The organism is Allosphingosinicella sp. (genome assembly GCF_059502505.1).
Window position 1 is genome coordinate 90131 of sequence record NZ_JCACEU010000019.1, and the last position, 14236, is coordinate 104366.

Genomic DNA, 14236 nt, shown 5'->3' on the forward strand with positions numbered 1-14236 from the left:
GCGGGCATTAGCCATGCTGCTCTGGATCGGGCTTGGCGTTCTGAGCGTGGCGCTGCTGGTCGCAGTGACGGGAAAGCCGGTCGCCGCGCCCCGCAAGAAGCGAGCTGCGCCGCCGCCGGCGATCATGGATGAGGACGAGGACGCGCTGGATCTGCTCGCCAGGGATGCTCCCGCCGCGCTCGCCCGTTACGGCACCCCGGAAGTCGCGCAGATGCTCGAGGAACAGGGGCGCGGCGACGAGCTGCGCGGCCTCGGCTATCGCGAATGAAGGCGCTGATCGCGATCCTCGCCCTGGTGCTGCTGATCGTGCCGATGCTCGCCGGCATCCGCCGCATACGCCGTCTGCCGCCGCGCCCAAGGGATCCGCCCGAATAGCGTCGAGAGATTTGGCCTTTGCGGCGCATCCGCGTATCGGGGCGGCGATGGACGCTTCCGACCTCCGCATCGCAATGTTCAGCGGCAATTACAATTATGTCCGCGACGGCGCGAACCAGGCGCTGAACCGGCTGGTCGACTATCTGCTGCGCCAGGGGGCGGCGGTGCGGATCTATTCGCCGACCGTGGCGGAGCCGGCCTTTCCGCCCAACGGGGACGTCGTTCACATTCCCTACGTGCCGATCCCCGGCCGGTCCGAATATAAGATGGCGCTGTCGCTGCCACCACGGGCGAGGCGCGACATCAAGGCATTCGCACCCAATATCCTGCACGTCGCCAGCCCGGACTTTCTCGGACACCGCGCGATCAGCTGGGCACGCCGGCATGATCGTCCTGTCGTTGCCTCGGTCCACACCCGCTTTGAAACCTACCCGCGCTATTACGGTCTCGCGTTCCTGGAACCGGTGCTGCTCGCCATCTTGCGGCGCTTCTACCGCCGCTGCGACGCGATCTTCGCGCCGTCTGACTCGATGGCGCAGCTGCTGCGCGAGCAGCGGATGAACTACGATGTCGGCATCTGGACCCGCGGCATCGACCGCGAGATCTTCGACCCGGCGCGGCGCGACCTCGAATGGCGGCGTTCGCTCGGCATAGCGGACGACTTGCCGGTGATCGGCTTCACCGGGCGGCTGGTGATGGAGAAGGGGCTCGACGTCTTCTCCGACACGATTGACCGGCTGGAGCGCCGGCAAGTGCGCCACAAGGTGCTGGTGGTGGGGGAGGGGCCGGCCCGCGAATGGTTCGAGAAAAGGCTGCCGAACGGCTGCTTCGTCGGCTTCCAGGGCGGGGCGGATCTCGGCCGCGCCGTCGCGTCAATGGACATGCTGTTCAATCCGTCGGTGACAGAGACGTTCGGGAACGTGACCCTGGAGGCGATGTCGGTCGGCATCCCAGTGGTGGCCGCGATCGCCACCGGCAGCCAGAGCCTCGTCGCCGACGGCGTCACCGGACGGCTGGTGCGGGCGGGAGCGATCGAAGGCTTTGCGGATGCACTGGCGAGCTACTGCCAGGACTCCGCTCTACGCGAGAAAGCAGGCCGCGCGGGTATGCAGGCGAGCACGCGTTACGGCTGGGACGAGGTCAACCAGGAACTGGTCGACGCCTATATCCGGATCATCCGCCAGCGGCAGGCGGGGCTGAGGCCGAGGCCGAGCCCGGTGCCCTGAGCATCGGCCTTATTCGATCGAGCCGACCTTCTTCGTGCCTTGCCAGACTTCGCAGACCGGGCAGTCCTCGTCGTCCATCGCCTCGCGCATTGCCTCGCGGTCGTCGGGCGCCTCGATGTCTTTGCCCTTGACGATGCGGCCTTGCGGCTCACGCAGTTTGTAGACGCGATAGTGCTTCATGACCCCTCCACCCCGGAGGCCGCCAGATTAGGCCCTAAGCTGTTGCTTCACAAGAACAAAGGAAAAGTCAGGCGGCGTCGCGCCAGTCGAAGCCGAGCGGCGCCTCGCGGAACGCGAAGCGGTCGAGATGACGCGCAACAGCGCCCTTGAGTGCCTCCAGCTGGCCGGGTGCGCTCGCCTCGATCCTGCATTCCAGCGCCTCGGCCTGAGCCGTCATCGTTACGATCGCCTCGCCGGGCCAGTCCGCGCCCCGAGCATCGCGCGGGAAGACGATCGTGCCGTGTTCAGGCGTGAATTCGACCCTAAGATTGTGCTGCCAGTGCTTGCAGAGCTGCTGCAGGTAGCGGCTGGCATTGGACGTCAGTACGGCGGCGGAGCTGGTCGTCATCGTCTCTCGATCTTCTGGGCGGCCTCGTCGAGAATGGCCGCGATTTCGTGGAGGGTGCTTTCGTCGACGTCGTCGCGGGTGACGCGGTGCCAGAGGGCCGAAAGAAGATTGCCGACGGCGCGCTTGATCGGGGCGCCGCCTGCCTTGCGCTTGTCCTCGCCGAGGCCTTGGAGGCGGCTCATCAGCGCGTCGATCTCGTCCTTGCGGTCGGCGAGATAGGCTTCGCCCTCGGCGGTGGCGGCATAGAGCTTGCGAGAGCCCTCCGCCTCCTGCTCGCGGATCAGGCCCATGTCCTGGAGCATCGTCAGGGTCGGGTAGACGACGCCGGGGCTCGGCGCATAGGTGCCGTGCGTCAGGTCCTCGATCGCGCGGATGAGGTCGTAGCCATGGCGCGGTTGCTCGGCGATCAGGCGAAGCAGGACGAGCCGGAGCTCGCCGGACTCGAAGACGCGGCGACGGCCGCCGCCCCGATGCCTGTGACCGCCGCCGAACTCGGTTCCCCAGTCCCACGGCCCAGATCCCCAGCCGCGGCCGCCGAGGCCCATCGCCAGGATCGCCTCGGGAAAGCCGCGCGGCCCGCAGCCATGCATCCTGAACTTCATGCCCATGTCCAAAGCTCCTTCTTCTTGTATCTAAGATATATCGTAGACAGTCGCTCGTCAATGGATAGCTAAGTGCTGCTCCTGGCGCCGGAATCCGCTAGAGGCCGGGGATGGCCGACCTTTTTGCCAGCGACGAGCCCGCCCAGCCGGAGGCGCCGATCTCCGACTCGGCGCCGCTCGCCGACCGGTTGCGGCCGCAGCGGCTCGAGGATGTGGTCGGGCAGGAGCATCTGACCGGGCCGGAAGGGGCGATCGGGCGGATGGTGGCGGCGGGGAAGCTTGCCTCTATGATCCTGTGGGGTCCGCCGGGGACGGGAAAGACGACGATCGCGCGGCTGCTCGCCGACGCGGTCGGCATGAGGTTCGTGGCGATCTCGGCCGTCTTCTCCGGCGTGGCGGATCTCAAGAAGGTGTTCGCCGAGGCGCGCGAGCATGTGCGGCTCGGGCGGCAGACCCTGCTGTTCGTGGACGAGATCCACCGCTTCAATCGGGCGCAGCAGGACGGCTTCCTGCCCTATGTCGAGAACGGCACGGTGGTGCTGGTCGGCGCGACGACCGAGAACCCGTCGTTCGAAATCAACGCTGCCTTGCTGTCGCGGGCGCAGGTGCTGATCCTCAACCGGCTCGATGCGACGGCGCTCGGCAAGCTGCTCGACCGGGCCGAGGCGATCATGGAGCGGCCGCTGCCGCTGACGCCGGATGCGCGCGATGCTCTGATCGCGACGGCGGATGGTGACGGGCGCTTCCTGCTCAACCAGGCGGAGACATTGTTCTCGGTGGAGCTGGACGGGCCGCTCGACCCCGCCGGCCTGTCGGCACTGCTGCATCGGCGGGTGGCGGTCTACGACAAGGACCGCGAGGGGCATTACAATCTCATCTCCGCGCTTCACAAGGCGATCCGCGGCTCCGATCCGCAGGCGGCTCTCTACTATCTCGCGCGCATGCTGACCGCCGGCGAGGAGCCTCTCTATCTCCTGCGGCGGCTGACGCGGGCGGCGGTGGAGGATATCGGCCTCGCCGACCCGCAGGCACTGGTCCAGTGCATCGCAGCGAAGGACACTTACGACTTCCTCGGCTCGCCGGAGGGCGAACTCGCAATCGTCCAAGCCTGCCTCTATCTGGCGACCGCGCCCAAATCGAACGCGGTCTACAAGGCGCAGAAGGCGGCGTGGCGGAGCGCGAAGGACACGGGATCGCTGATGCCGCCCAAGAACATCCTCAACGCACCGACCAAGCTCATGAAGACGATCGGCTACGGCAAGGGCTATCGCTACGACCATGATGCGCCCGAGGCCTTTTCCGGCGACAATTACTGGCCGGACGAGATGCAGCCGCAGACTTTCTACGAGCCGACTGAGCGCGGGATCGAGAAGAGGATCGCGGAACGCATGGCCTGGTGGGACGAGCAGCGCCGGGCACTGCGGGAGCAAGGCGGTGAATGACTGGGAGGAGGCGGTGGCGTTCGCCCTCGGCCTGCCGGCCACGGAGCTCTCGACTTCCTATGGCAAGCCGGCCGTGAAGGTGAAAGGCAAGGGCTTCCTCTATATCGGGCGGGATGCGGGCAGCTTCGCCGTGGCTTCGCCGCTGCCGGAGAAGGAGCTGCTGATGGAGACGGACCCGGAGATCTTCTGGGAGACGGCCCATTATCGTGGCTGGCCGGCCATACTTGTGCGCTATGGCACCGCGGATCCGGAGCGGGTGGGGAACGTCATCGCCCGCGCCTGGTGGGACAAGGCGCCCAAGGCGTTGCGCAAGGAATTTGGAGAACGACCCTGATGAAGAAGGCTTGGCTCGCGTTCGTACTTGTGCTGGCGGCGCCGGCGGCGGCGCAGGTGGATTCGCCACGCTACGTGCGGGCGCTGGCGGCGGGCTACAAGGCCGGCTTCCTGTGCAGCGACATCTTCAATGCCGGCATGACGGAGGCGCAGGTCGAGGCCGACGACCTCAAGCGCAACTATCCGGAATATGTGCCGATCATGGCCGAGCTGGAAGCGACGGTGGACCGCCACGGGCGGACGGTGAGCGTCGCCTTCGACGACAGGCTACCGCCGCGGATCGCGGTGTGGCGGCCGCATCTCGGCTGCGCGCAGCTGCCGATCGGCGCGACGGCGGAGGCGGCGCGGTTCGTGCCGCGGCTCAGCGTCAACCCGCCGGTGGATCGGTCCGATCGGCTGCCTTGGCCGAACGGGGATCGCAATGCGCTGGCGAAGCCGCGCGGCGACGCGCGGCCGCTGACGCGGGCGGTGGATGCCGCCTTCGACCGGCGCAGCTACGGGCAGGGGAGCGAGACCACCGCGGTGCTGGTCGTGCAGGACGGCAGGATCGTCGCCGAGCGTTACCGGCCCGATTTCAACATGCACATGTCGCAGCGCACCTGGTCGGTCGCCAAGAGCATCGCCGGCAGCGTCGTCGGCGCTGCGGTCCAGCAGGGGCTGATCGACGTGAATGCGCCGGCGCCGGTGCCGGAATGGCAGTCGCCGGGCGATCCGCGCCAGGGGATCACCACCGATCACCTGCTGCGCATGGCGAGCGGCCTTCACACCGACGCCGCCGGCAACCGCACCGATGCGAGCTATTTCGGCGGCTCGGCGGTGACCGAGGATGCCACCCACTGGCCCATCGAGGTGCCGCCGGGAACGCGCTTCCGCTACGCCAATAACGACACCCTGCTGGCGATACGCGGCCTGAGGGCGAAGCTGGGGCAGGGGGAGCGGCCGCTCGCCTTTCCGCTGACTGATCTCTTGTGGCGGATCGGCATGACTCGCACGGTGCCGGAGACCGACTGGCAGGGCAATTTCATCCTCTCCAGCCAGGTCTGGACGACGGCGCGCGACCTCGCGCGGCTCGGGCTGCTCTACCAGAATGACGGTGTCTGGAACGGCGAGCGCATCCTGCCGCCGGGCTGGGGCAGCTACGTCTCGCGGCACGGACCCGCCCAGCCGGAGCGCGGCTACGGCTATGGCGCGACCTTCTGGACGTTCCCCGCGGACCTCGGCATTCCCGCCGACGCCTATGTCGCGCAGGGCAATCGCGGCCAGTATCTGGTGATCGTGCCCTCGCGCCGGATCGTGATCGTCCGCCGCGGCTATGACGGCCCCGGCACGGGCTTCGATCCCGGGCGCTTCACGGCTGACGTGCTCGCGTCCCTCCGCTAAACGGAACCCATGGCTTCGCTTCGGCATTGAGCCGACGTCAGCCCGCGTAAGGAGGGGGAGCAGCTTATGTACCGCACCGGCCCGGACAATTGGCAGTATCAGCTCGAAATCTGGGCGCCCCGCATCCTCGGTGCACTGGCCATCCTCCTCATCGCTTATGTCCTGGCGCGGGCGGCGAAATGGGCGATCGCCAAGCTGGTCGACCGCGTCCCGGCGCTGAAGAAGCATTATGAGGCGGAGCCGGGCAGCACGCTCGGCGGCCTGATCGGCGACATCGCCTTCTGGCTGATCCTGCTGATCGGCATCATGCTCGCGCTGCAGCCCTTGGGGCTCACCCGCGTGCTGGAGCCGGTGCGCGAGCTCACCAACAACACCTTCGCCTTCATTCCGAACCTGATCGGCGCCGGCCTCATCTTCGCGGTCGGGCTGATCATCGCCAAGATCGTCCGGCGGATCGTGCAGGAGGCGCTGCTCGCCGCCAATGCCGATCGCTGGGTGCAGCGGACCGGTCTGGTGGAAGGCGGTGCGGCCACGAGCACGCCTGCGGCGCCTGTCGGCTCGCCGCCAGCCGCGACGCCGGCTCGCACGTCCCTCAGCCGCTCCATCGCCACCTTGGTCTTCTACCTGATCATGATCCCGGTCACGATCATGGCGCTCGACACGCTCAGGATCGAGGCGATTTCTGCGCCCGCCACGTCGATGCTGCAGACCATCCTCAACGCGCTGCCGAACATCGTCGCGGCGCTGGTGCTGCTCGCCATCGGCTATATCGTCGGCAAACTCGCCAAGCAGTTCATCGAGCAATTGTTGCCCTCGGCGGGCTTCGACCGCGCGGTGGCGACGCTCGGCTTCTCGTCGGAGAGCACGACCCCGTCGCGCACCGTCGGCACCCTCGTGATGATCGCGATCCTGATCTTTTTCGCGATCAAGGCGGCGGAGCTGCTCCAGTCGCCGATCATCGCCGCGATGCTGGCCCAGACGCTGGAGCTCGGCGGGCGCATCCTGTTCGGCACCGGCATCATCCTCGGCGGCGTGGTGATCGCCCGGATCGTATCGAACCTGGTCAGCGGCGCCGGCACCGAAGGGTGGCTGCCGGCGATCCTCAAATGGTCGATCATCGCGCTGTCGGTGGCGATGGGCCTGACCTTCATGGGCCTGGCGAACGAGATCGTGATCATCGCCTTCGCGTCGGTGATCGGCTCGGCGGCAGTCGCGTGTGCGCTCGCCTTCGGCCTCGGCGGCCGCCCGACCGCGCACAAATTGCTCGAGCAATGGACGGCCGGCAATCGCATCCCGCCGCCGCCGACCCGCCCGCGCGCGCCTAAGACGCCGACGCCGCCCGAGCAGCCGCCATTGGTGTGAGCCGGTTCCGGCGCTTTGCCGCGATCGACTGGTCCGGAGCCAAAGGAAGCCGCCACAAGGGCATCGCAGTCGCGGTCTGCGAGATGGGCGAGGCTCCGCCGGCGCTCGTCGAGCGCGGGCGGCCCTGGTCGCGCATGGAGGTGCTGGAGTGGGTGCTCGCGACTGCGGGCGAGGCGCCGACGCTTTACGGCTTCGATCTCTCCGGCGCCTTCGCCTTCGTCGACCGCGGCGCCTATTTCCCCGGCTGGGGCGCGAGCCCGCCGGACGTGCGGGCGCTCTGGCAAATGGTCGAGGAATATTGCGCCGACGAGCCCGATCTCGCCGCCTCCAACTTCGTCGACCACGTTGAAGCGAGCCGTCACTTCCGCCGCCACGGCGGCCGCTGCGGCGACATGTTCCAGCCCGGCGCCGGCCGCATGCGAGTGGTCGAGGAGGAGGAGAGGCGGCTGGGCCTCTGCAACCCGGTCAGCAACTTCAACCTGGTCGGCGCGGCGCAGGTCGGCAAGTCGAGCCTGACCGGGATGCGACTGTTCCTGAGGCTCGATCCGCACTTGCCAATCTGGCCATTCGATCCGCTGCCACCCGCAGGATCCGTGGTCGTCGAGATCTACACCAGCATCGCCGCCGCCGCCGCCGGCCTGCCGCGCGGCCGCACCAAGGTGCGAGATCCGGAGACGCTCGATCTCGCCCTGGCTCGCCTGGGCAGCCGCCCGCACCGGCCGCTCTCCCGCTATGACGATCACGCCACCGACGCGATCCTGAGCTCCGCCTGGCTGCGGCAGGTGGCGGATCGGGAGGACTATTGGTCGCCAGCGGCGATGACCCCGGAGATCGCCCGCACCGAGGGCTGGACCTTGGGCGTGCCTTGACGCATTGCTCGCCGCAGCGCCGGATTAGCACAGTGGTAGTGCAGCGGTTTTGTAAACCGAAGGTCGGGGGTTCGAATCCCTCATCCGGCACCACAAGCGGGTTTAGCATGGTTTACGACGACACCCTTTCGATCAGCGTCAACGGGCAGCATCGCCGCGTCACCAAGGGCATGACGATCGCCGATCTGGCGCTGGAACTGGGGCTGGAGCCGACACGGGTGGCGGTGGAGCGGAACCTGGAGATCGTGCCGCGTTCCACGCTCGCCGAAACGAAGATCGAAGATGGCGACGATTTCGAGATCGTTACCTTCGTGGGGGGCGGCTGATGAATGCGGAAACAAAGGTCGTCGGTGAGGACAGCTGGTCAGTCGCCGGACGCACGTTCCACTCGCGCCTGATTGTCGGCACTGGCAAGTATAAGAGCTTTGAGCAGAATGCCGCCGCGGTGGAAGCCTCGGGGGCGGAGATCGTCACTGTCGCCGTGCGGCGGGTGAACATCGCCGATCCCAAGCAGCCGATGCTGATCGATTTCATCGATCCCAAGCGCTACACCTACCTGCCCAACACGGCCGGCTGCTTCACCGCCGAGGACGCGATCCGGACGCTGCGGCTGGCGCGCGAGGCGGGGGGCTGGAACCTGGTGAAGCTCGAAGTGCTGGGCGAGGCGAAGACGCTCTATCCAGACATGCGCGAGACGCTGCGGGCGACGGAGACCCTCGTGAAGGAGGGCTTCGAGCCGATGGTCTATTGCGTCGACGATCCGATCGCTGCGAAGCAGCTCGAGGAAGCGGGCGCGGTCGCGATCATGCCGCTGGGCGCACCGATCGGCTCGGGCCTCGGCATCCAGAACCGGGTGACCATCCGGCTGATCGTCGAGGGCGCCAAGGTGCCCGTCCTTGTCGACGCCGGCGTCGGCACCGCCTCCGACGCCGCGGTGGCGATGGAGCTCGGCTGCGACGGCGTCCTCATGAACACCGCCATCGCAGAGGCGAAAGACCCGGTCATGATGGCCCGCGCCATGAAGGCCGCCGTCGAATCTGGCCGCCTCGCCTACCGCGCCGGCCGCATGGGGCAGCGGCGCTACGCGGATCCGTCGAGCCCGCTCGCCGGCCTCATCTGAGCCAGCCAGACGCTGGGGCCTTCGGCGACCGGCATTCCCGGCTTGAAGCTGAGCACCTCGAAGTCGTTGGCCTCGAGGAGCTCGCGATATTCCTCCTCGGACAGGCTGGCGTGATAGAGCGGCTCGCCCTGCCACTCGCCGGTCGCCTCGCCGTGCAGCGGCCCGCTCGTGAAGGTCAGCGGCGTGCCCGGCCGCGCATGGGCGGCGAAGCGCGGAAACATCGCGCGCTGGTCGTCGAAATGGAGGTGGAAGAAGCTGTACCAGGCGAGGATGCCGTCGAAGCGGCGGCCGAGCTCGAGCGCGCGCATGTCGCCGACCTGCCACTCGTGATCCGGGAAGCGCTCGCGGCACATCGCGACAAGCGATGGTGACGAGTCGAGGCCGGTGACGCGGTAGCCTAGTTCGATCAGGTGGCGCGCGACGGGTTCGCCGCTCCCGCAGCCGAGGTCGAGGATCGATCCGCCCGGCGGCACCAAAGCGGCGAAGGCGTCGATCCACTGCCGCTCCTTGAGCTCGCGCCCGCGGGTCTCGTCCCAGGCGGCCGCATGTTCCTCGTAGAGGCTGATAATGCGCTCGTGCGGCTGCATCGGAACGCCTGCTGCTGCTCCAAGTTGGTGGTGCGAGAGGTGTGTGATGGCAGACTTTGGAGCGGCGCGCGAGAAGATGGTCGAGCGGCAGATCGCCGGGCGCGGCATCCGCGATCCGCGCATTCTGGAGGCGTTTCGCGACGTGCCCCGCGAAGCGTTCGTGCCCGAGCATTTGCACGAATTCGCCTATGAGGATTCGCCGCTGCCGATCGAGGCGGATCAGACGATCTCTCAGCCCTATATCGTCGCGCTGATGATCGAGGCGGCGGAGCTCGAGAGCGCCGACCTCGTGCTGGAGGTGGGGGCGGGCTCCGGCTACGCATCGGCGGTGATCTCGAGGATCGTCGACGAGGTGATCGCGATCGAACGGCACGACGAGCTTGCCCGCCTCGCGGGCGAGCGGATGGGGACGCTCGGCTACGAGAATGTCTCGATCTACGAGGGAGACGGCACGCGCGGCTTTCCGGACAAGGGTCCGTTCGACGCAATCATCGTCTCGGCCAGCGGTAGCCATGTGCCGGAGGTGCTGCTCCAGCAGCTGGAGATCGGCGGCCGGCTCGTCATGCCGGTCGGTGAGCCACAGGAGGTGCAGAAGCTGCTGAAGGTCACCCGCACGAGCGAAGAGGAGTTCGAGCAGGAGGAGCTTGGCGCCGTCCGCTTCGTGCCGCTGATCGGCGCTCATGCCTGGAATGAGAAAGGCGGCCGATCGGACCCCAGGTCGCTCCCGGAGCTGATCCGGGATGCGGCCGAACCTCTCCCCGATCTCGATGACTCGGATTTCGGCGCACTGTTCGACCGGTTCGCGGATGCGAAGGTGGTGCTGCTCGGCGAGGCGAGCCACGGCACCAGTGAATTCTACCGCGCTCGCGCCGCCATCACCCAGCGGCTGATCGAGGAGCACGGCTTCAACATCGTCGCGGTCGAGGCGGACTGGCCCGATGCCGCGACGATCGACCGCTATGTCCGCCATCGGGGCCCGCGCGAGGGCGAGGAAGAGGCGTTTCAGCGTTTCCCCACATGGATGTGGCGCAACACCGATGTGCAGGCTTTCATCCGCTGGCTGCGCAGCCGCAACGCCGTCGCCGAGCCGGAGCGGATGGCGGGCTTCTATGGGCTCGACCTCTACAATCTCGGCGGATCGATCCGCGCGGTGATCGACTATCTCGACGACGTCGATCCCGAGGCGGCGCGGGTGGCGCGGGAGCGTTACGGCTGCCTTCAGCCCTATGCCCGCAACCCGCAGGGTTACGGTCGCATGGCGATGACCCGCGGCTATGCGCAGTGCGAGCAGCCGGTCGTGCAGATGCTCCGCGAGCTGCTCCAGAAGCGCGTCGAATATGTCGACGAGGATGGCGACGAATGGCTGGATGCGGCTGCCAATGCCCGGCTCGTCAAGAATGCCGAGGCTTATTACCGGGTCATGTATCACGGCGCGGCGGAGAGCTGGAACCTGCGCGACACGCACATGTTCGAGACGCTCTGCCAGCTGCTAGATGCCAAAGGGCCGGACGCGAAGGCGGTGGTCTGGGCGCATAACAGCCATATCGGCAATGCCGCCCATACCGAGATGGGGCAGGTGCGGGACGAGCTCAACATCGGCCAGCTCTGCAAGGAGAAATGGGGCGACGAGGCGCGGCTGATCGGCTTCGGCACCCATACCGGCACCGTCGCCTGCGCGACGGACTGGGACGATCCGATGGAGGTGAAGCAGGTCCGTCCGTCGCTGGCCGGCAGCTACGAGCGCATGTCGCACGATGCCGGCGTGCCGCGCTTCCTGCTCGACCTGCGCGAGGGCGTCAACGAGGCGGCGGTGGAGGGCTTGATGGAGCCCCGGCTCGAACGCTTCATCGGCGTCATCTACCGGCCGGAGACCGAGCGCTGGAGCCATTATGCGCAGGCGGTGCTTCCCAACCAGTTCGACGCCTGGCTGTGGTTCGACGAGACTTCGGCGGTGACGCCGCTCGACGGCCGCGAGCAACCGGCGGGCGAGGAGGAGATGTATCCGTTCGGCCTCTGAGGAACTTCGGGAAGAGCCTCCGGTTGGGCGTGCAGGAGAGGTCACATGCGCGCATCCATCATCAGAACGGCTTGCCTGGCAGCTGCGATCGCCTTGCTGTCCGGCTGCGCCGAGACGGCGGCTGAGGAGGGCGCCATGGCTCAGGTGGAGGGGAGGCAATGCTTCCTCCCCCGCCAGGTCAGCGGCTTCAATTCCGATGATGACGATCGTGTCTATGTCACCGTCGGTGTGCGCGACGTCTACGCACTCGACATCGTCGGCGCATGTCCGGATGTCGACTGGTCGCAGCGGATCGGCATCCGCTCGCGGGGTTCGTCATTCATCTGCCAGGGATTGGACGCCGAACTGGTCGTGCCGAGTCCGACCGGAACCCAGTCCTGCGCCGTCACCGGCGTGCGCAAGCTGGGCGATGCTGAGGTCGAAGCCTATCGCGAGCGGCGTCGCAGCTGATCCGTTCGGCGCACGGCCGAAACATCATGGCGGAGGCGCGGAACCACGCCGCTCCTCTCCGGTTGGCTGAGGTGAATGCGGGGAGCGACGCCCCGTGCGTACGCCAGTCAGGAGCAGGAAAAAATGGAAATATCCAAACGGATTCGACACGAACATGCGGAGCTTCGCTCGCTTGCGCAGAGGATCCTGAGCCAGGCCGAGGGCGACACTGCGCGCGAGCAGGACTTCGCATCCTATGACCGGCAGATCCGCGAGCATCTAGACCTGTTCGAGGTCTTCTTCCTCAAGCGGATGAAGGAAGACGTGGCCGTCAAGGACAGCGTCGCCGACATCAAGTCCGAGCATGCGCTGGTTCGCAAGGAGCTGAAGGGGCTCCATCGCGGCGACAAGGACAGCCACCAGTGGAACGCCGAGTTCCGGCGCTTCACCGAGCGCTTCGAGCATCTGTGCCATCGTCACGACGCCCTTGTCGGCCATGCCGAGGCGAGCGGCCGCAGCGAGTGGCTCGACACGCAATATGAGGAAACCAAGTCGCGGCGGCAGCGCAGCTTCTTCGCGCCGTCAGGTGGGCGCGGCTCCACCACCGCCATGGTCGTCGGCGCTGCGGCAGCGGCCGGCGCCGCCTATTTCCTGTCGCGCTATCTGAAGGGCGGCACTCCGACGAGCACGAGCCGGCTCAGCCGCCGCAACGAGTGGAAAGAGGAAGGCTCGACGACCATCGTCACCATCCGTTCGGAAAGCGAAGTCAGCGCCTCGCCGGCCATCGAGCCGCGCCCGGCCTTCGGCTTCGAAGGCGCGGCCCCGGACACGGACGGCGCACGCACCGCGCCCAATCCGGCCACCGCGCCAAGCGCGAGCGGCATCATCATCAACTGATCTGAGATCGGACCGGCTCAAGGCCGGTCCACTTTTTTCCCACCGCTCCCCCTGCAGGGGGGGTGGCGAGCAGGATGCTCCGCTAGTGCCCTTTGCCGCGGGCCTTGTTGATCGCGAACAGAATCCCGATCACCGCCGCGCCGACGATCAGGCCGACCACGGCCGATCCGAGCGCAGTGACGATCCACTCGACCACGCCGCCCGCGAAGGGCGCGGCGTGGCCCGCCGCTGCCGCGCCGTCATGGACGAGGTGCGGGATCGGAGTGAGGTGGAACTCCTCGAGGCCGTGGACGACGATGCCGCCGCCGACCCAGAGCATCGCGGCGGTGCCGATGATGCTGAGCGCCTTCATCAGCACCGGCATGCCGACCACCAGTCCGCGCCCCAGCGCCCGGCTGGCGGCGGCGCGGCGCTGGGCGAGGTGCAGGCCGATGTCGTCCATCTTCACGATCAGGCCGACCGCGCCGTAGACGGCGATGGTGATGGCGATACCGACGACGGCGAGGATGATCGCCTGGCTGAGCAGGGGCTGGTCGGCGACGTCGGCGAGCGCGATCGCCATGATCTCGGCCGAGAGGATGAAGTCGGTGCGGATCGCACCCGAGACTTTCTCCGCCTCCATTTCGCCCGGCGCGGTGCCGACCGGCACGTCCGCGACATGGGCATCGTGGCCGATCACGGCCTCCATGATCTTCTCGGTCGCCTCGTAGCAGAGATAGGCGCCGCCGAGCATCAGCAGCGGCGTGATCGCCCAGGGCGCGAAGGCGCTGAGCAGCATCGCCGCCGGGAGCAGGAAGATGATCTTGTTGCGAAGCGATCCCTTGGCAATCCGCCAGATGATCGGCAGCTCGCGGTCGGGCGTGAAGCCGGTGACGTAGTTAGGCGTGACCGCGGCGTCGTCGACCACCACGCCCGCCGCCTTGGTGCCGGCACGGCCGGCGGCGGCGCCGATATCGTCGAGCGAGGCTGCGGCGAGCTTGGTGATGCCCGCCACGTCGTCCAGCAGAGCTACCAGTCCTGACGGCATCG

15 protein-coding genes, 1 tRNA gene and 1 pseudogene are annotated in these 14236 nt (G+C 67.5%); 12 read left to right on the forward strand and 5 right to left on the reverse strand.

Annotation, left to right across the window (positions count from 1 at the left end):
* Positions 1–13: 13 nt before the first annotated feature.
* Both AC5JBD_RS12815 and AC5JBD_RS12820 read left to right on the forward strand, forming a co-directional pair.
* The gene (locus AC5JBD_RS12815) at positions 14–268 is read left to right on the forward strand and encodes a hypothetical protein (RefSeq protein WP_495722205.1); all 255 of its coding nucleotides are present in this window, start codon (positions 14–16) and stop codon (positions 266–268) included.
* Between the two features lie 154 nt (positions 269–422).
* Positions 423–1601 carry a glycosyltransferase family 4 protein gene (locus tag AC5JBD_RS12820; RefSeq protein ID WP_495722206.1) on the forward strand — a complete coding sequence of 393 codons (1179 nt, stop codon included), beginning with the start codon at positions 423–425 and terminating at the stop codon, positions 1599–1601.
* Positions 1602–1610: 9 nt separating this feature from the next.
* On the opposite strand, the gene AC5JBD_RS12825 is transcribed toward AC5JBD_RS12820, so the two are convergent.
* The 3 genes from AC5JBD_RS12825 to AC5JBD_RS12835 form a co-directional block, all read right to left on the reverse strand.
* Positions 1611–1781, reverse strand: a complete 171-nt coding sequence (locus AC5JBD_RS12825) for a hypothetical protein (RefSeq protein WP_495722207.1) — start codon at positions 1779–1781, stop codon at positions 1611–1613.
* A 67-nt stretch (positions 1782–1848) separates the two neighbouring features.
* Complete coding sequence (locus tag AC5JBD_RS12830; protein WP_495722208.1) at positions 1849–2169, reverse strand: DUF2218 domain-containing protein; 321 nt, start codon at positions 2167–2169, stop codon at positions 1849–1851.
* Positions 2166–2771 carry a PadR family transcriptional regulator gene (locus AC5JBD_RS12835; RefSeq protein ID WP_495722209.1) on the reverse strand — a complete coding sequence of 202 codons (606 nt, stop codon included), beginning with the start codon at positions 2769–2771 and terminating at the stop codon, positions 2166–2168. The genes AC5JBD_RS12830 and AC5JBD_RS12835 overlap by 4 nt, the downstream gene beginning before the upstream one ends.
* 110 nt (positions 2772–2881) lie before the next feature.
* Here AC5JBD_RS12835 and AC5JBD_RS12840 point away from each other — a divergent pair, with 110 nt between their 5' ends.
* From AC5JBD_RS12840 to thiS, 7 genes and pseudogenes are all read left to right on the forward strand, one after another.
* Positions 2882–4213 (forward strand): replication-associated recombination protein A, encoded by a 1332-nt coding sequence (locus AC5JBD_RS12840; RefSeq protein WP_495722210.1) that lies wholly within the window; start codon positions 2882–2884, stop codon positions 4211–4213.
* A complete protein-coding gene (locus AC5JBD_RS12845) occupies positions 4206–4547 on the forward strand; it encodes an MmcQ/YjbR family DNA-binding protein (protein WP_495722211.1) in 342 nt (113 codons plus the stop codon). The genes AC5JBD_RS12840 and AC5JBD_RS12845 overlap by 8 nt, the downstream gene beginning before the upstream one ends.
* Entirely contained in the window at positions 4547–5926 is a 1380-nt protein-coding gene (locus AC5JBD_RS12850) for a serine hydrolase domain-containing protein (protein WP_495722212.1), read from the forward strand. The genes AC5JBD_RS12845 and AC5JBD_RS12850 overlap by 1 nt, the downstream gene beginning before the upstream one ends.
* 66 nt (positions 5927–5992) lie before the next feature.
* Positions 5993–7288: a mechanosensitive ion channel gene (locus tag AC5JBD_RS12855; RefSeq protein WP_495722213.1), complete on the forward strand. Its 1296-nt coding sequence runs from the start codon at positions 5993–5995 to the stop codon at positions 7286–7288.
* The gene (locus AC5JBD_RS12860; RefSeq protein ID WP_495722214.1) at positions 7285–8157 is read left to right on the forward strand and encodes a hypothetical protein; all 873 of its coding nucleotides are present in this window, start codon (positions 7285–7287) and stop codon (positions 8155–8157) included. Before AC5JBD_RS12855 ends, AC5JBD_RS12860 begins: the two co-directional genes overlap by 4 nt.
* Positions 8158–8175: 18 nt before the next feature.
* Positions 8176–8250, forward strand: a tRNA-Thr gene (locus tag AC5JBD_RS12865).
* A 14-nt stretch (positions 8251–8264) separates the two neighbouring features.
* Positions 8265–9277: pseudogene (gene thiS / locus AC5JBD_RS12870) on the forward strand (sulfur carrier protein ThiS).
* Here thiS and AC5JBD_RS12875 read toward each other — a convergent pair.
* Positions 9238–9864 (reverse strand): class I SAM-dependent DNA methyltransferase, encoded by a 627-nt coding sequence (locus AC5JBD_RS12875; RefSeq protein WP_495722215.1) that lies wholly within the window; start codon positions 9862–9864, stop codon positions 9238–9240. The pseudogene thiS and the gene AC5JBD_RS12875 overlap by 40 nt on opposite strands.
* Before the next feature lie 46 nt (positions 9865–9910).
* On the opposite strand from AC5JBD_RS12875, the gene AC5JBD_RS12880 reads away from it, so the two are divergent.
* From AC5JBD_RS12880 to AC5JBD_RS12890, 3 genes are all read left to right on the forward strand, one after another.
* Positions 9911–11881: a protein-L-isoaspartate(D-aspartate) O-methyltransferase gene (locus AC5JBD_RS12880; protein WP_495722216.1), complete on the forward strand. Its 1971-nt coding sequence runs from the start codon at positions 9911–9913 to the stop codon at positions 11879–11881.
* Between the two features lie 45 nt (positions 11882–11926).
* Entirely contained in the window at positions 11927–12331 is a 405-nt protein-coding gene (locus AC5JBD_RS12885; RefSeq protein ID WP_495722217.1) for a DUF6491 family protein, read from the forward strand.
* A 123-nt stretch (positions 12332–12454) separates the two neighbouring features.
* Positions 12455–13207, forward strand: a complete 753-nt coding sequence (locus AC5JBD_RS12890) for a hypothetical protein (protein ID WP_495722218.1) — start codon at positions 12455–12457, stop codon at positions 13205–13207.
* An 82-nt stretch (positions 13208–13289) separates the two neighbouring features.
* Here the strand turns inward: AC5JBD_RS12890 and AC5JBD_RS12895 are convergent, their stop codons facing one another.
* On the reverse strand, positions 13290–14234 hold the full coding sequence (locus tag AC5JBD_RS12895) for a DUF808 domain-containing protein (protein WP_495722219.1): 945 nt from the start codon (positions 14232–14234) through the stop codon (positions 13290–13292).
* Between the last annotated feature and the right edge of the window lie 2 nt (positions 14235–14236).

Excerpts from the sequence above, each read along its gene's own strand:
- AC5JBD_RS12890 (WP_495722218.1), top strand. The coding sequence starts at position 12,455 with ATGGAAATATCCAAACGGATTCGACACGAACATGCGGAGCTTCGCTCG.
- AC5JBD_RS12875 (WP_495722215.1), bottom strand. The coding sequence starts at position 9,864 with ATGCAGCCGCACGAGCGCATTATCAGCCTCTACGAGGAACATGCGGCC.
- AC5JBD_RS12830 (WP_495722208.1), bottom strand. The coding sequence starts at position 2,169 with ATGACGACCAGCTCCGCCGCCGTACTGACGTCCAATGCCAGCCGCTAC.
- AC5JBD_RS12855 (WP_495722213.1), top strand. The coding sequence starts at position 5,993 with ATGTACCGCACCGGCCCGGACAATTGGCAGTATCAGCTCGAAATCTGG.
- AC5JBD_RS12815 (WP_495722205.1), top strand. The coding sequence starts at position 14 with ATGCTGCTCTGGATCGGGCTTGGCGTTCTGAGCGTGGCGCTGCTGGTC.
- AC5JBD_RS12895 (WP_495722219.1), bottom strand. The coding sequence starts at position 14,234 with ATGCCGTCAGGACTGGTAGCTCTGCTGGACGACGTGGCGGGCATCACC.
- AC5JBD_RS12835 (WP_495722209.1), bottom strand. The coding sequence starts at position 2,771 with ATGAAGTTCAGGATGCATGGCTGCGGGCCGCGCGGCTTTCCCGAGGCG.
- AC5JBD_RS12885 (WP_495722217.1), top strand. The coding sequence starts at position 11,927 with ATGCGCGCATCCATCATCAGAACGGCTTGCCTGGCAGCTGCGATCGCC.
- AC5JBD_RS12820 (WP_495722206.1), top strand. The coding sequence starts at position 423 with ATGGACGCTTCCGACCTCCGCATCGCAATGTTCAGCGGCAATTACAAT.
- AC5JBD_RS12850 (WP_495722212.1), top strand. The coding sequence starts at position 4,547 with ATGAAGAAGGCTTGGCTCGCGTTCGTACTTGTGCTGGCGGCGCCGGCG.
- AC5JBD_RS12880 (WP_495722216.1), top strand. The coding sequence starts at position 9,911 with ATGGCAGACTTTGGAGCGGCGCGCGAGAAGATGGTCGAGCGGCAGATC.
- AC5JBD_RS12825 (WP_495722207.1), bottom strand. The coding sequence starts at position 1,781 with ATGAAGCACTATCGCGTCTACAAACTGCGTGAGCCGCAAGGCCGCATC.
- AC5JBD_RS12840 (WP_495722210.1), top strand. The coding sequence starts at position 2,882 with ATGGCCGACCTTTTTGCCAGCGACGAGCCCGCCCAGCCGGAGGCGCCG.